Origin of the sequence: uncultured Campylobacter sp. (assembly GCF_938017775.1) — a bacterium.
GTDB lineage: Bacteria > Campylobacterota > Campylobacteria > Campylobacterales > Campylobacteraceae > Campylobacter_B.
Genome location: NZ_CALIIU010000045.1, coordinates 1 through 15,329 on the forward strand (window position 1 = coordinate 1; position 15,329 = coordinate 15,329).

Annotated in this window: 17 protein-coding genes, 1 pseudogene and 1 CRISPR repeat array; of the genes and pseudogenes, 17 read left to right on the forward strand and 1 reads right to left on the reverse strand. The window is 46.1% G+C overall.

Annotation, left to right across the window (positions count from 1 at the left end; translation table 11 throughout):
- Window positions 1-116 precede the first annotated feature (116 nt).
- From Q0537_RS06805 to cas1, 4 genes are read left to right on the forward strand one after another with little or no spacing between them, the layout of a single operon-like run.
- Window positions 117-443 carry a hypothetical protein gene (locus tag Q0537_RS06805; RefSeq protein ID WP_299226336.1) on the forward strand — a complete coding sequence of 109 codons (327 nt, stop codon included), beginning with the start codon at window positions 117-119 and terminating at the stop codon, window positions 441-443.
- Window positions 443-940 (forward strand): Dna2/Cas4 domain-containing protein, encoded by a 498-nt coding sequence (locus tag Q0537_RS06810; protein ID WP_299226339.1) that lies wholly within the window; start codon window positions 443-445, stop codon window positions 938-940. Before Q0537_RS06805 ends, Q0537_RS06810 begins: the two co-directional genes overlap by 1 nt.
- Before the next feature lie 8 nt (window positions 941-948).
- On the forward strand, window positions 949-1,227 hold the full coding sequence (cas2, locus tag Q0537_RS06815; RefSeq protein ID WP_005869129.1) for a CRISPR-associated endonuclease Cas2: 279 nt from the start codon (window positions 949-951) through the stop codon (window positions 1,225-1,227).
- Window positions 1,228-1,243: 16 nt separating this feature from the next.
- Window positions 1,244-2,242 carry a CRISPR-associated endonuclease Cas1 gene (gene cas1, locus Q0537_RS06820; RefSeq protein ID WP_299226342.1) on the forward strand — a complete coding sequence of 333 codons (999 nt, stop codon included), beginning with the start codon at window positions 1,244-1,246 and terminating at the stop codon, window positions 2,240-2,242.
- Between the two features lie 388 nt (window positions 2,243-2,630).
- A CRISPR array of direct repeats spans window positions 2,631-2,990; the repeat unit is 30 nt; unit sequence GTAGAATTCCATCCCGTTGGGAATTGAAAC.
- 128 nt (window positions 2,991-3,118) lie between these two features.
- Here cas1 and ppk2 read toward each other — a convergent pair.
- Entirely contained in the window at window positions 3,119-4,021 is a 903-nt protein-coding gene (gene ppk2 / locus Q0537_RS06825) for a polyphosphate kinase 2 (protein WP_299226345.1), read from the reverse strand.
- A gap of 107 nt (window positions 4,022-4,128) precedes the next feature.
- Between ppk2 and dsbD the strand changes: the two genes are divergently transcribed.
- The 13 genes and pseudogenes from dsbD to Q0537_RS06895 all read left to right on the forward strand — a co-directional run bounded on the left by dsbD (window position 4,129) and on the right by Q0537_RS06895 (window position 15,272).
- A complete protein-coding gene (dsbD, locus tag Q0537_RS06830; protein ID WP_299226348.1) occupies window positions 4,129-6,102 on the forward strand; it encodes a protein-disulfide reductase DsbD in 1,974 nt (657 codons plus the stop codon).
- 48 nt (window positions 6,103-6,150) lie between these two features.
- Entirely contained in the window at window positions 6,151-6,729 is a 579-nt protein-coding gene (gene hisB, locus Q0537_RS06835) for an imidazoleglycerol-phosphate dehydratase HisB (RefSeq protein WP_299226351.1), read from the forward strand.
- A gap of 255 nt (window positions 6,730-6,984) precedes the next feature.
- Window positions 6,985-7,410: a hypothetical protein gene (locus tag Q0537_RS06840; protein WP_299226354.1), complete on the forward strand. Its 426-nt coding sequence runs from the start codon at window positions 6,985-6,987 to the stop codon at window positions 7,408-7,410.
- An 8-nt stretch (window positions 7,411-7,418) separates the two neighbouring features.
- Window positions 7,419-7,556: a hypothetical protein gene (locus Q0537_RS06845; protein ID WP_297881384.1), complete on the forward strand. Its 138-nt coding sequence runs from the start codon at window positions 7,419-7,421 to the stop codon at window positions 7,554-7,556.
- Between the two features lies 1 nt (window position 7,557).
- Window positions 7,558-8,505, forward strand: a complete 948-nt coding sequence (locus tag Q0537_RS06850; RefSeq protein WP_299226357.1) for a substrate-binding domain-containing protein — start codon at window positions 7,558-7,560, stop codon at window positions 8,503-8,505.
- Between the two features lie 86 nt (window positions 8,506-8,591).
- The gene (locus Q0537_RS06855; RefSeq protein WP_299226360.1) at window positions 8,592-9,080 is read left to right on the forward strand and encodes an HAD-IIIA family hydrolase; all 489 of its coding nucleotides are present in this window, start codon (window positions 8,592-8,594) and stop codon (window positions 9,078-9,080) included.
- A gap of 55 nt (window positions 9,081-9,135) precedes the next feature.
- Window positions 9,136-9,669, forward strand: coding sequence for an LPS export ABC transporter periplasmic protein LptC (gene lptC / locus Q0537_RS06860; protein ID WP_299226363.1), 534 nt, complete (start codon window positions 9,136-9,138; stop codon window positions 9,667-9,669).
- Window positions 9,633-10,148, forward strand: a complete 516-nt coding sequence (gene lptA, locus Q0537_RS06865; RefSeq protein WP_299226366.1) for a lipopolysaccharide transport periplasmic protein LptA — start codon at window positions 9,633-9,635, stop codon at window positions 10,146-10,148. Before lptC ends, lptA begins: the two co-directional genes overlap by 37 nt.
- Window positions 10,145-10,357, forward strand: a pseudogene (locus tag Q0537_RS10415) (GTPase); the annotation flags it as partial. The gene lptA and the pseudogene Q0537_RS10415, both read left to right, overlap by 4 nt.
- A 799-nt stretch (window positions 10,358-11,156) precedes the next feature.
- Entirely contained in the window at window positions 11,157-11,972 is an 816-nt protein-coding gene (locus Q0537_RS10420; RefSeq protein ID WP_366811352.1) for a GNAT family N-acetyltransferase, read from the forward strand.
- Window positions 11,939-12,427, forward strand: coding sequence for a hypothetical protein (locus tag Q0537_RS06885; RefSeq protein WP_297880117.1), 489 nt, complete (start codon window positions 11,939-11,941; stop codon window positions 12,425-12,427). Before Q0537_RS10420 ends, Q0537_RS06885 begins: the two co-directional genes overlap by 34 nt.
- The gene (gene mrdA, locus Q0537_RS06890; protein WP_299226372.1) at window positions 12,424-14,244 is read left to right on the forward strand and encodes a penicillin-binding protein 2; all 1,821 of its coding nucleotides are present in this window, start codon (window positions 12,424-12,426) and stop codon (window positions 14,242-14,244) included. Before Q0537_RS06885 ends, mrdA begins: the two co-directional genes overlap by 4 nt.
- Before the next feature lie 401 nt (window positions 14,245-14,645).
- Complete coding sequence (locus Q0537_RS06895) at window positions 14,646-15,272, forward strand: hypothetical protein (RefSeq protein ID WP_299226375.1); 627 nt, start codon at window positions 14,646-14,648, stop codon at window positions 15,270-15,272.
- The last annotated feature ends 57 nt before the right edge of the window (window positions 15,273-15,329 follow it).

Sequence of the window (15,329 nt, forward strand, 5' to 3'; positions counted from 1 at the left end):
ACGCTTTTCATATTTATTAGTTACATCTTCAAATCTTTTCTTCATCATAAAAACATATAGGACACCCTCAATAATTACTCCTCTTGCAGTCCACAGAGCGCCCATATACATAGTGGGTGATATTAAATCATTTACTTTGGCGGTGTTTACAAATTGAACAAGCGAAAAAATTATTGGGAGATCATTATAATTCGATTGATGAGATTAGGGTTGTTACCTTTGATAAAAAAACGAAAGAAGTGATTGTTAATCAGGTAAATGCCTTTTGTGAATTTATTGATGCTGTAAATATCACAGAATTTGATGCAAAGCGTTTAAATATAAAGCGTATTGATGGGCTAAAAGATGTCTATTATTTACCATTCGGCGATACTTCATACAATAATAATTTCGGGATTAAAAAGGATGCCGCCTTAAATCTCAAGAATGAGTTTTTCGACTAATGTTTTGCAAAGACCAAATCACCGGCACGCTTGTGAATTATTACGTCACCTGTAAGCGCGAGGCGTGGCTTTACGCACACAATATTCACGCCAATCAGGAAGATGAAAACATGCTGATGGGCAAGGCGCTAGCGGATATCAAAGAGAACGGTTTGCAGGACTTTGCATTTTCAAATTTGAAATTCGACAAGCTTTCCAAGCAGCGCGGACATTATCTCATCACTGAATATAAAAAGAGCCTAAAAAATCCAGAAGCAGGCAAGATGCAGCTACTTTTTTATATCTATCTTTTAAAAATAGGCTTAAATTTAAAAGAGGTGAAAGGCAAATTAATTAGCGGCAAAACCGTCATAGCCATTGAGGATAACGCCGAAAATTTTACTAAAATCGAAACAATTCTAAACGGCATTGCCGCCCTTGTGAATGAGCCAAAGCCGCCTAAATTTAGCCCGCAAAAGATTTGCGAGAGTTGCGCTTATCGTGATTATTGCATTTAGGAGATAAAATGTACGCTATTTTATTTTACGATATTTCAAGCAGCGACGAAAAGGAGAAAAATAACGCTGCGCGCGTCCGAAAGGCGGTCGAGAAATTTCTGCCTCGCGTGCAATTCAGCGTTTTCGAAGGCGAAATCAGAGCGAGCGATCTTAAAAAATTAATGGCGATTTTGCAAAAAGAATGCGCCAGCAAGCTTGATTCGGTAGTAATTTATACTTTTAATTCGCTCAAATATTCACAGCGCCTAGTCATCGGATGCGATAAAAACGAAGCAATTTTCAGCTAAAATTCAAGGATAAAGTATGCAAAAATCGGATCGCACGCATTTTATTTTGAGCCCAGGCCGATTGCGCCGCAAAGATAATAATCTATATTTCGATAAATTTAACGACGAGGGCGGAATTTTAACTAGTAAAATTTTGCCGATTAACGCGATTGATGAAATTTATATTTTGGCGCGAGTAGAGCTCGACACTTATGCTATGGCGTTTTTGGCTGATAATAACATTTTGCTGCATATTTTTAGCGCCTATCAGAGCTTCCGCGGCAGTTTTTTCCCGAATACTTCAAATTCTGTAAATAAAAGCGGCTTTGTGCTTTTGGCGCAGCTGCGGGCTTTTGATGATCTTTCTAAGCGCCTTTTTATCGCTCGCGAGATTACTCGCGTTCGCATCTTAAATGCAGCCATTAATTGTAAGGTTTACGGCGTCTCGCTCGATACTGCGCCGCATCTGGATGCTCTAGCGCGCGCCTGCGACATAGCAGCGGTAATGGCGGTGGAAGGCGGCTTTGCCAAGCAGTATTTCGCGGCTTGGAACGAAATCATCGAGGATCAGCGCAGTTTTAAATTTACGACGCGCTCCAAACGCCCGCCAGCGGATAAAATTAATGCCCTCATTAGCTATGTAAATACGCGTATTTATAACGTCTGCCTCAGCGAAATTTACAAAACCGAGCTTGATCCGCGCATCGGCTTTTTGCACGAGCCAAACTACCGTACGCTAAGTCTGCATCTTGATCTTGCAGAGATTTTTAAGCCTATTTTAGGTGATAGATTAATTTTTGGAATGTTAAATAAACGCGAGATTGCGGCAAAAGATTTTGAAACGGATGCGGGGCGTATTCGATTCGGTCGAGAAGCGGTGCAAAAGATCGAGCTAAAAATGATTGAGAAACTATCATCTTGCGCAAATGTAGCGGGTCGGAGCCTAACCTGGCGTCAAATCATCCGTCGCGAGGCCAATCAGATTAAAAAATATGTCTGCGAAGGCGTGCCTTACGAGGGGCTGGTATGGCGGTAGGCTGGGGTTTTAAGCTCATTCGTGCCTTTGAAATTTTGACTAGAATCACTTGCGCCTATAGATTGTGCCCTCTTAAAATGCATGTCTTTTGAAATAAATTTGATCTGAAGCACGGAACGGCGAACGAATTGGCTTTAAAAACGCATATGCTTTTAAAATTTCAGCTTTTTTTGTTGTTCATACTTCGATTTTTTGAATATCTTATATTGAGATTTTAACATTTGCACTCACGATACATATAGATAGCGATAAAGTTGCTTTTAGGATTTTGAAATGCCGAAATCTTGGGCATTGAGCAATCGGCGCTTTTTTAAATTTAGTCCATTTTAAGGCATAAAAATATATACTCCTAACACTTTCTATCTAGAAAAATGGCAAAATTCGTGCTGTAGAATTCCATCCCGTTGGGAATTGAAACTCCCTATTTGCGCCGTTTTAAGCCTTTTGGTTAAGTAGAATTCCATCCCGTTGGGAATTGAAACATACAATGCAAAAACTGGAAATACCCAATAGAGCAAAGTAGAATTCCATCCCGTTGGGAATTGAAACTCGAAATAAGGAACTTCGGTAGTAGGTTTTTCAATCTGCGTAGAATTCCATCCCGTTGGGAATTGAAACTATGGGCGATAGCCGCGGAGAAAAGCAAGCGACGAGGTAGAATTCTATTCCATTAGGAATTGAAACGTGATATACTTCATCACGTAGCCCGTGGCGTTGTGTAGAATTCCATCCCATTAGATAGAATTTCAAAGAATCTTGAGGTGCATAATCATAGAATTTAATGCGTTTCTATATATTAGGAAATAATCCCTAATGAGGCAATTCCTAAGCAAGCCTCCATGGCAATTCTTAGCGAGTAATCTTCATTGGCAAGATTTAACCCTTTTTCTTATCCTTCTTGTTCTTGCGAGAGGGGCTTTCCAGCTTGCGCCAAGCCTCGCTTTTTTGGCTATCCTCCATTAGGACTATCTCCCTGGTGCCGTTTCGCACGAGGTTTGGATCCACTGCAAGCTCCTTCGCACCAATTTTTTCGGGATAGTCTATGCGCGAGAGTATGCAGCGGAAGGCGTTTAGCCGCGCGATCTTTTTGTCGTTGCTATCAAGGATCGTCCACGGCGCAAACTCGGTATTTGAAGCGAGCAGCATCGAGTATTTTGCGAGCGTGTATTGATTCCACAGCTCCTGCGATCTCGCATCCACCGGCGAAAGCTTGTATTGCTTCAGCGGGTCGGTACGGCGCGATTCGAAGCGCCTTTTTTGCTCCTCTTTGGAGACCGAAAAGTAAAATTTAAACAAAATTATCCCCGCACTTACCAAAAGCTCCTCAAATTTAGGCACTTGACGCAGGAAATCTTTATGTTCGGCGTGGGTGCAAAAGCCCATCACGGGCTCGACCATCGCGCGGTTGTACCAGCTGCGGTCAAAGATCGTGATCTCGCCGCCGCTGGGTAGGTGCGCGACGTAGCGCTGGAAATACCACTGCGTCTTTTCGACATTGCTCGGCTTTTCGAGCGCTACGATGCGGCATCCGCGCGGGTTTAGGTGCTCGGTTAAACGCTTGATCGTGCCGCCTTTGCCCGCCGCGTCGCGCCCCTCCATCAAAATCAAAATTTTTAGCCCCTTCTCTTTTACGAATTTTTGCAGCTTCAAAAGCTCAATCTGGTATCTTTCAAGCAGCGTCTCGTAGTCTTTGAACGAGATTTTTTCGTACTTTGAACTTTTAAATTCTATCTCTTTCAGCGCTATTTCACCCGTTTCGGTTTTGATCTCTTTGCTCATATTGCCTCCTAAAATTTTAAGGAATTTTACAAAAAAGTTCTTTATATTACACTATAAATTCATACTTATTACGTTAGAATGTAGGAAAAAATTTCAAAGGATAAAATTTGATAAGATCACTGATTTTGGCAGCGTTTTTTCTTTTAGGCTTGGGCGCCGAGCCCCTGAAACCCTCCGATGCGTTCAAGCTTGACGCAACGGCGCAAAGCGATAGCGTAACGCTAAGCTTTGATATCGCGGACGGGGTCTATCTCTATCAAAACGAGATAAAAATTTTCATTGGCGGCGCGGAGGTGACGAATTTAATAAATCTGCCCGCCGCGACCGAATACAAGGATTATAAAATTTATGAGGGCAAATTTAGCATCGCCGTGCCTTTAGGCCTCGTGCTTGCAAACACCGCAGACAGCGATGATTTCGTGCTTAACGGCGATTTTTTGGGCTGCACGAAATCGGGCTTTTGCTATCAGCCGCAGCAGTTCGGCTTTAACTTCAAGCGCGTGGTGGAGGGCTATGAGATCAGCAAAATTTCAAACTCCGAGCTGAAAAAATACCGAAGCGGCGCAAATTTCGCGCATATTTCTGACACGTACAGCGCACAGAGCGGGAATTTAAATTTTGAAAGCAATACCGCAGCTTCGGGCGCAGAGGCAAATTCTGAGGCAAACTCGCACGCGACGGGAAATTCCGCGGCGAGCTCGGCGGAAAGTGCTGCGGTAAATTCCGACGAAACCTTCGCGCAAAAAACTTCTCGCGGCGCAAATTCCATCTCCGAGCAGGATAAAATTTTAAACGTTCTTGGCGGCAAGAGCTTCATCGCCGCGATCGCGCTGTTTTTCGGCTACGGCGTGCTGCTCTCGCTAAGTCCTTGCGTCTATCCGCTCATCCCGATCCTCTCGTCGATCATCGTGGCGAAAACCTCCTCGAAGCCGAGCGCGAAAAAAAGCCTCACCGTAAGCCTCGCGTATATTTTCGGTATGGCGAGCTCGTATGCGATTTTAGGAGCTTTCGTGGCGGTTTTTGGGCAAAATTTACAGGGCCTGCTGCAAACTCCGCCCGCACTGATTTTAACCTCGCTCATATTCGCCGCGCTCGCGTTTTCGATGTTTGGATTTTACGAGATCCGCCTGCCTGCGCGCTTTCAAAGCTTCTTAAATAGTAAAAGCGAAAATGCTAGCGGCCTGATCGGAGTTTTTTCGATGGGGCTTATCTCGGCACTCGTCGTATCGCCGTGCATCTCCGCTCCGCTTGCGGGCGCGCTCGTTTACATCGCGGGCAGCGGCGACGTTCTGCTGGGTGCGGCGGCTCTTTTTGCGCTGGGGCTCGGAAGCGGCGCGCTGCTGCTTGTGGTGGGGCTCGGCGGCGCACTGCCTAGACCGGGAGCTTGGATGGAGGCGGTGCCTAAAATTTTCGGCTTTTTGCTGCTTTTTACGGCGGTGTGGATTTCGCGCGCGCTCATCGGCGAAAATTTAAGCCTGCTGATTTATGCGGTTTTAGGCGCGATCTTCGCAGGATTTTTGGGGCTGTTTGACGGCGGCGCGAGCGGTATCAAGCGCGCTTTGGCCCTTGTAATCGCGCTATATTCGGCGCTGCTGCTCGCGGGCTTTGCCAGCGGCGCAAAAGATTTTTCTAAGCCGCTTGGTAATCTGATCCCGCAAAGCACGAGATATTCCAGCGGCGGCCCCGGCGGCGAGAGCTTGCAAGCGGGCGAATTTTCTCGCGCTAAAAATTTAAGCGGCGCGCATTTTTCGTTTGTGCACGATTTGGCGCAGCTGCGCAGCGAAATAGAAAATTCCAAAAAGCCCGTGATAGTGGACTTTTGGGCTAGCTGGTGCAAAAATTGCGAGCAGAGCGAGCGAGCGTTCGCAGATCCCGCTCTTGCCGGCGCTCTTGATAAATTTAGCCTTTTAAAGATCGATCTTAGCGAAGATAGCGAGCAAAATAGGGCGATAAAAGCGCATTTTAACGTATTCGGCCCGCCTACGATTCTGTTTTTTAAAGAGGGCGCCGAGATTGCGAACCTGCGCCAGATCGGCAGCGTAAATTCCGAAAAGCTAGCCGAAATTTTAACCGAAATTTAGTGAAATTTAGATAGATTTCAAACAAAATTTAGTTTTAAGGATTGCGCGATGATAAGCAAAAATAGGGCTACGAAAGAGACCAAAATCGAGCTTGAGCTGGAGCTTTACGGGCGCGGCGCGGCGCAGATACAAACGGGCATCGGTTTTTTCGATCATATGCTTAGCGCGTTTGCCAAGCACGCGTGGATCGATCTGAACCTGCGCTGCGAGGGCGATTTGCAGGTCGATTTTCACCACAGCGTCGAGGACTGCGGCATCGTGCTCGGAAGCGCGATCAAAGAGGTGATCTATCCCGCGCAAAACATCGAGCGCTTCGGCGATAGCGTCCTCGTGATGGACGAGGCGGCGGTTTCTGCGGCGCTTGATTTTTCCAACCGCGCGTTTTTGGTATTTGATTGCCCGAGCCTAAAGCGCGGCAAGATCGGCGAATTTGACGCCGAGCTCGTGGAGGAGTTTTTCCGCGCTCTGGCTTTCAACGCAAATTTAACGCTGCATCTATGCCAGATCCGCGGCGAAAATCTACATCACGTCGCAGAGGCCGCGTCTAAGGCGTTTGCCGTCGCATTCCGTCGCGCGATAAGTATAAACGAGCGCGCCGGCGTGCCTAGCACCAAGGGCGTTTTATAACGGCAAATGCGCGCTAAATTTAGCAAAATTAGCAATTCGCGGTTTTGTAATTTTATCGGCGTTTGAAATTTTACTCTCGCCGCCGCTTGAAATTTGCAAAATTTCGCCCTTGTTCGGGCAAAGCGCGCCGCTTTTATTAAGACCGCTGGCGGTGCATTTGCGCCCGCCGCGAAAACCGCGAACTATGCTATATGAAATTTCGCACTGCCGGAGCGCTAAACCGCCGCTTTTCATATTAAAATTTAAAGGTAAAAGATGAATAATTTCGGATCGCTTATGGAGATTTTAAATGTGCTCTTTTTGATCTGCTTTGTTTGGCTCATCGCGTGCTTGATTAAATTTATCAGATCAAAAGACGAGCCGGAGCGCCATAAAAGAGATAAAAAATTTATAATTATTTCGACGGTTGCGTTTGCATGCGCTTTTACTCCACTCATATATTCTCAGTGGCTATTCGATCCTTTTTCCATGTTTATCTTGGTTTTTACTGGGCTGCCGGTAGTTTCGCTCATTTGGCTAATCGCAAGTTTAGTAAAATTTATTAAATCGGCTAAAAGTGCACCCGAGCGCCGCAGAAGAATTAGAAATCTTTTGATCCTCTCTGTGTTTTCGTTCATAATTTTTTTGAGCGTCCTAATGGGCTTTTTTTGGCTACTTAATCACGCAATCGAGCATATGTGAGGCGCAAAATGAGCGATGAAATTTTTCAAAAAACGATCGCCGTAATATTGACGGCTTGGGCGATCAGCGTTTGCGCGCTAACCGCAGCGGCGCTGTATCTGCAGAGCAAATGCTCGATCATCTCCTATATCGCAAACGGAAACTAAGATGAAGCGTGTAATTATCATCATTTTGCTAGTGCTTAGCTTGGCGGCTTTCGATTTTGCGTTTTACCGCTTCGTCGTGAAGCGATACGTAAATCAAAGCAGCGCCGAGATGCAGGCTAAATCGATCGAGCTGCATAAATTTCTGCCGTTTGAGCAGGGCTCGCAGATCGTGCGCGTTAGCTCTAGCTTAAAACTTAGCGGCGATCTGCCGATAATCGACGGCGCAGCCGCGCTATATCCGGTATTTTCGGCATTCGTCGCGGCAAACTATCCCAAAGAAAGCGTGGAATTTGACGGGCAAAATTTCACGAATGCTAGCAGGCTTAAATTTAGCAATACCCGCGGCGCCTACAAGGCCATAAGCGACGGCGAGGCGGATCTCATTTTCGTCGCCGCCCCTTCGAAGCAGCAGCTTGATTATGCGCAGGAAAAGGGCGCGCGCTTGCGCTTCGTGCCGATCGGGCTGGAAGCGTTCGTCTTTATCGTAAATGCGAATAATAAAATTTCAAGCTTAACCGTGGATCAGGTGCGAGGGATCTATTCTGGGGAGTTTGACGACTGGTCGCAGCTCGGCGGCGAGCACATGCGAATAGATGCCGTGCAGCGAAACGCGGGCAGCGGCAGCCAGAGCGCGTTTTTGAAATTTATGGGCGAGACGCAGCCTAAGCGCAAGATCACGGGCTTTTTCGGCAGCGCGATCGGCTTTTCGTTTCGCTACTACGTCGAGGGGATCGTGCGAAACGGCGGCGTGAAGATGCTTAGCCTAAACGGCGCGTATCCGAACAAAGAAAATATCGCTAGCCGCAAATACCCGCTCGTAGCTGAAATTTACGCGGTTTACGATGAAAACAACAAAAACGAAAATATCCGCACGCTGATAGATTGGATCCTTTCGCCGCAGGGGCAAAGCATCATCGAAAATAGCGGCTACGTGCCGATTAAAGGCTAAGATCGCGGCTTAAATTTATACGCCGTTTGCTAAAAATTCAGCCAAATTTCGTTAAAATCACAAAATTTCAAAAAACGGAAAACGAAGTGATAAAGATCATATTTTTAGACGTAGACGGCTGCCTTAGCGACGGCGGGCTGTACCATTCAAACGACGGCGAAGAGATGAAGAAATTTAACGTAAAAGACGGGTTCGGCATCCAGGAGTGGCAGCGGCTGGGGCTAAAGGTCGCGATCATCACTGGCAAAAGCTCGCAAATCGTCGCAAACCGCGCGCGCGAGCTGAAGATCGATACGCTCTTTCAAGGCGAAAAAGACAAGCTCTCAAGGGCGGAGCAAATTTTAAAAAATTTTAACCTAAGCTTCGATGAGGCTGCCGCGATCGGCGATGATATAAACGATGCAAAGCTTTTAAATGCAGTCGCGATCAGCTTCAAGCCCGCCGATGCGCTAAGCTCGCTAAAAGCGGACGTCGCGCTAAGCAAAAACGGCGGCTGCGGCGCGGTGCGCGAGATGATCGAAATGCTCGTCGATAAAAACGGCATGCGCGAAGAGTGGAATAGCAAATGGCTGTAGTTTCGCAAGCGCGCGCGATGGGTAAAATTTCGTGCAGATCAAAAGGGGCCGAGCGATGGTGATAAAAATTTTCTACGTCGCGATTGCGATCTTTTGCGTCGCGATGGTGTTTTTAAGCGTGCAGACGCCATATTTTAGCGATATGTTTAAAGAAGATCTGAGTATCGCGAATATGGAGATGAGAAAGATCGTCGATTATCAGATCGGCGAGCGCGTGGATGCTAAATTTACCGCGGACGGCGGCACTCGCTATAAGGATCGCGACGAGTTTGTAAATTTTAAAGCCGAGGAGATTGGCGCAGATCTAAATCACACTTTGGTTTCAAAGACCGCGACGCGCGCAGGCGAGCTGATAAAATTTAACGGCGACGCGCATTACGTAAATAGCAGAGGCTTTGATTACACGGCGCAAGAGATCATCTACGATACGAGCAGCAAGATCGTCCGCTCCGACGTGCCATACGTGCTGCGCCAAGGCGGCGACCGCATCACAGGCGCAAGCATCAGCTACGACACCAAAACCAAACAAACAAACTCAAAAGGAATCCACGCATGGTATTTAATAAAAGATCAAAACTCTACAAACTAATACTTTCAGCTGCGCTAATTTCGGGCTTTGGCGCGACTACTCTTAGCGCCGCGCAGGAGCAGGTCGAGGTTACGGCGGATAATTTTTTCGCCGACGAGATCAAGCAGATCAGCGTGCTGACGGGCAACGTCCGCATCAAAAAGGGCGCTTATGATACGCTAAATTCCGATAAAGTGACGATCTACTTCGACGCCAAGCGCCAGCCTACCAAATACGTCGCGACGGGAAATGCAAATTTTAAAATTTTACTCAATCAAAAGCATTACGACGGCAAGGGCGGCGTGCTGACCTACGATCCGACTATCGAGGCCTACACGCTTGAAAACAACGCCTATCTGCACGAAGCCGAGACCAAAAAGGAGGTTTACGGCGATAAGATCATCGTAAATCGCCAAAAGGGCACCTACGAAGTAAAGAGCGGCGGCGGCGAGAAAAAGCCCGTGCGTCTGATCTTTCAGGTCGAAGATCAAAACAAATGATCTATCCTAGCAGCGCGCAGTTTATCACCTCTGCCGCAAATATCGCGGGTGCGCCCGAGTTTGCGATGAGCGAAGTGGCGTTTTTGGGGCGTTCCAACGTCGGCAAAAGCAGCCTGATAAACGCGCTTACCGGGCGCAAAAATCTAGCCAAATCAAGTTCGACGCCGGGCAAAACGCAGCTGATAAATTTTTTCGAAGTTAAATTTAAACAAAAGCTTGCCGCAAGCACGGACGGCTCGCAAAATGAAACATCGCCCGATCTAGCAAGCAAAGGGGCTTTAAGCTCGGCTGCGAATTGCGCGCAAGATCACGCGGAGGCTGCGGCGTCTGCGCAAAATTCCAAGCAGGAATCCGTTTTAAATTTAAAAAGCGCCTCGGCGGATTTTAGATCGGATCGCGAGACAGATCTTGCGGCGGGTTTCGCGCCGAATTCCGCGCAAAGCTCAGAATTAAATTTTACAGGTAGATCCGCGCTAAGCTTAGCGGACAACCCCGCTTTTTCGGATCTTGCGAGCTTGGGTGAAAATATCTCTTTGATCTTCGTGGATCTGCCGGGGTTTGGGTATGCCAAGGTTTGCAAAAAACTGCATTATATCTGGCAAAAAAATCTCGACGAATTTATCAAAGAGCGCCTAAATATCAAGCTTTTCGTCCATCTCATCGACGCGAGGCAGTTTGATCTTGCAATAGATAAAAATTTACAAAACTATCTCGCTAGTTTTCTGCGCGGCGATCAAAAGGTCGTGAGGCTCTACACCAAAGCCGACAAGCTCAACCAAAGCGAGCGCGCAAAGCTTTTGAGACACGATCCGCAGGCGATTTTGGTCTCTACGCTAAAGAGCGGCGGGCTTGCGAAAGCGCGCGAGATCATCGTGCGCGGGGCGTTTGGATTATGAAATTTCTAAATTTAAATACGTTAAATTTTGCGGCGCAGAATTTCAAAATAATTAAATTTAGCGGATATAAAATGCACCGCGAGAATTGCGCGAAGATTAGGGAAAATTTTAGATGATACGGCTAAAAAAAGCGCGCCTTTGCGACATTTCGCGTATGCAGGAGCTCGTAAAAGAGGAGGTGCAAAACGGCGTGATCTTGCCGCTTGAAAGCGATGAGATAGCTGCCAATATCCGCTCATACGTGCTGGCGTTCGGTTGCGATTCTAAGGCGGATACGAGCTTTTATTCCAAAGAGAATTCCGATTCAAATTTAGCCGAGAATTCCGATTTAAATTTAGCGCGCAATTCGGATTTAAATTTAATCCAAAGCTCCGCCGCAAATTTTGCCAAAAATCCTGCCCAAAATTCCGCCGAAGATGCCGCGGGCAATTTCGCGTCGCAACGAGATATGCCACAAAATAGCGCGTCACAAAATAGCGCAGCACAGGCCGTATCCGAGGCGAGTCGCGCGCAAGCGGGCAAAGAGCAAATTTTACGGAGCGAATATTCACAAAGCGCGGGCGTTTTTCAGAATGATCTTTCGCAGCTTTGCGAATCGCAGCCCGCAAAAGAGGAGGGAATTTTAGCGGGCTTTGCTTCGCTTAAAATTTTTAACGCAGATCTTGCCGAGGTGCGCTCGCTCATCGTCGCTCCGCAGTTTCGCAGGCGAGGCATTGCCAGAGCTATCGTAAACGAGCTGCTCGGTGAAGCGAGATTTTACGGGCTAAAAAGCGTATTTACGCTCACCTATCAAAAGGATTTTTTCGAGCGGCTGGGTTTTACCGAAATCCCAAAGGACGAGCTGCCCGCGCAAAAAATTTGGGCTGATTGTATTAAATGCAAAAAGTTTCCGGTATGCAACGAAATCGCACTTATCTATACCTTATAGCGGACACGCTTTTTAGCGCGGGAGTTCTTTTCTACCTGCTTTTAAGTGCGGTGTATAGGGGGCTGCCGCCGCTGATCGGATTTTTTTTCACGGCGATGGTGGTGCAAAAATACGAAAACGACGTAAAATTTAAAAAGTTCGGCTTTACCTGGTTTTTCTCTATTTTTTATCTGTTTTGCGCCGAGCAGATCCACGGATTTAACCTATTTAGCGTGGCTATCGCGTATTGTATATTTTATTTCGTGGTCTATGAAAACTCATTTAAGTATATTAAATTTAGGAATTTTTTGATCTGCTTTTACGTGATGATTAGCTATGTTTTGGTCTTTGTGGTGAGCAACGCGATCTCGGCGATCAAAAAGAGCGAGTATCTGCCCCTAAGCGGCGAGTATTTAAATTACATCGTGATTGAAATTTTGCTTGCTTTGCTCTTTTTTAAGGGGCGGCTGGTATGAGGCTAAAGTTCGTATTCGTATTTGTGATACTATTTTTTAGCATGCTTTTGGTTAGAATTTATTATCTTTCGATCAAATCGAATGAATTCTACGAGCAGGTCGCTAAAAATAATGTCATCTCTACCGAATACATCCCGCCTGTGCGCGGTCAAATTTTAGACGCCAAAGGCCGTCCGCTTGCGATAAATAATCTAGGCTTTTCGCTATCCATCGCGCCGCATCTAAAAGACGCCGCGCTGCAAAGCGAGCTAAATAATATCTCGCGCTACTTCAAAGATCTCAATGTCACTGCGATGAGCAAGAGCTACAAGGACGCGAATTCCGCTTATAATCAAGATTTTATCGAAGTCGTGCCGTTTTTGGACTACAACGCCACGATACAGCATTTCGCGAGCTTAAGCCTGCACGAAAATATCAAAATTTCGCCCGCTTCACAGCGCTTTTATCCTTACGGCGCGCTTGCTTCGCACATCATCGGCTACGTCGGCCGCGCCAATAAAAAAGATATCCAAAACAACCCCCTAAGCGCGCTTACCGGATACAACGGCAGAAGCGGCGTCGAGGGATATTATAACGAGCTTTTGCAGGGTAGCAAGGGCGAGCGCAAGACGAAGGTTACGGCGCTAAATCAGGTCGTAGAGGAGATCTCGATGCAGGAGCCCAGCAGTAGCGAAATTTCGCTTACCATCGATCTTGAGCTACAAAAATACCTCGAGGAAATTTTTAAAGACAAGGACGGCGTAGCGATCGTGATGGATCTGCGCGACGGCGCCATCATCGCGGCGGGCAGCTTCCCCGAGTACGATCTAAACACTTTCGTGGGCGGAATTTCACAGGCGCAGTGGGACGAGCTGATAAAAGATCCGCGCCATCCTTTTACGAATAAGCTCGTAAACGGCCTCTATCCGCCCGGCTCGGTCATTAAGATGGCTGTGGGGATGAGCTTTTTAAACAGCGGCAAGATCAATGAAAACTGGAGCGTGTTTTGCAGTGGCGCGATAGAGCTAGGGGGGCGTAAATTTCGCTGCTGGAAGAGCTGGGGTCACGGCCGCGTGAGCTTAGTAGAAGCGATTAAAGGCAGCTGCGACGTGTATTTTTACGAAGGCTCGCTGCTGGTGGGGATAGACTATATGTCCGCGTATCTGCAGCGCATGGGTTTTGGTAGCAAAACGGGCGTCGATCTGCCCAATGAGTTTGTAGGCACGATGCCTAATAAGGCCTGGAAAATGCAGAAATTTAAACGGGCATGGTATCAGGGTGAGACGGTCAATGCCTCGATCGGCCAGGGCGACGTGCTCGTCACCCCTATGCAGGTGGCGAAAAACACCGCGCAGATCGCCTCGGGCAAGGCTATCACTCCGCATTTTTTAAAAAGCATCGACGGTAAGCCGGTGGAATTTACCCCTACCGAGCTTTTCACGCCGAAAGAAAAGGCGCAGCTGCCGCTTGTGCGACGCGGGATGTATGAGGTCGGTAACAACCCCGACGGAGGCACCGCCTACAAGCTCATCCATACCGCGGTAGTGCCTCTAGCGGTCAAGACCGGCACCGCGCAGGTCGTAGGCATCTCTCAGACCGCCAAAAAGCGAATGAAAGAGGCCGATATGGACTACTTCCACCGCTCGCATGCATGGATGACGAGCTTTGGGCCGTACGATAAGCCGCAATACGCCGTAACCGTGCTCGTAGAACACGGCGGCGGAGGCGGAAGCGCGGCGGGTCCCGTGATAATGCAAATCTACGAGAAACTCGTCCAGATGGGCTACATCGACGCTAACGCAACGACCGTCAAAGATACCGCAAAGAAAACGAAGTAAGATGGAATTTTAAAATTATAAAATTTTAGAATTCTGCTCGTGCTTTGCGGGCTTGGAATTTTATCTAGCCTCCATAGGTTTAAAATTTTAAAATTTATCCGCTTTCGTAAGTCTGAAATTTTAAAATTCCGTGCAGGCTGGAGGTATAGAATTTATCTTGTTTTAGGATTTGGGGTTTTAAATTTCATACAACTCATGCCTCATCTGCTTGAAATTTTGAAATTTAACGCAGCTCGGTAACGTTAAATTTCAAAATTCTACCCAGCAATGGGCTTGGAATTCGGCCAGGCTAAATAATTTTTAAATTTTAAATATGTACTAAGAATAAAAAGATAGAATGCGACCGAATATTTTTTCAAAAATGGGGAAATTTTATGAGGGATTATGATAAGGAGCCGATAGTGATAAAGAACGACTATTTGCTAAAAAGTAGATTAACAGTAGCAATTTTTTTCCTGATATTCGCATTAGTGTTCGCCATTAGATCTATTTTTCCTATTGAAAGTTTCTTTAGCAGTATTTTGAGAAAAGGAGAGCTAGCGCTTTGCATATTTATATTTTTCAAAACGATTTTTGGAGATTTTGCAATGCTAAAAGGTATGCTGGTAAATGACTTACAAATTAGAATTTTTGAAAAAATAATAGAATGCGATTATGTGGATTTCGCGGGGAATTTGAATGTTCTAAAAATCCAGCTTACGGAGCATACAAAGATAACTTATTCATACTTTCCATGTTTTGGAGAAACTGCAAAACTTGATAGTAAAACTTTGATGGATAAATTTACGTATATAACAAATCTTGCAATGGCTATCATCATAAACTTTATATTTATAATTATCTTTCAATGCTTAAATTTCTTAGGGATAAAAAAATACTATATTTTTGATGATAACGGTACTATGATATCAGTAAAACAGAATAAATCACTTGTTGATAGATTCGGTAAAGTTCCTTTTAATAAGCGAACCTTGATGATATCTTTAACTAACTACAATTCAAAATTTTTTGATAAGGATAAAAAATAATTCTAATTTTAACGGTATCAAATTAGGTAGATAAGTAGAATGAAATTTTAGCTTACG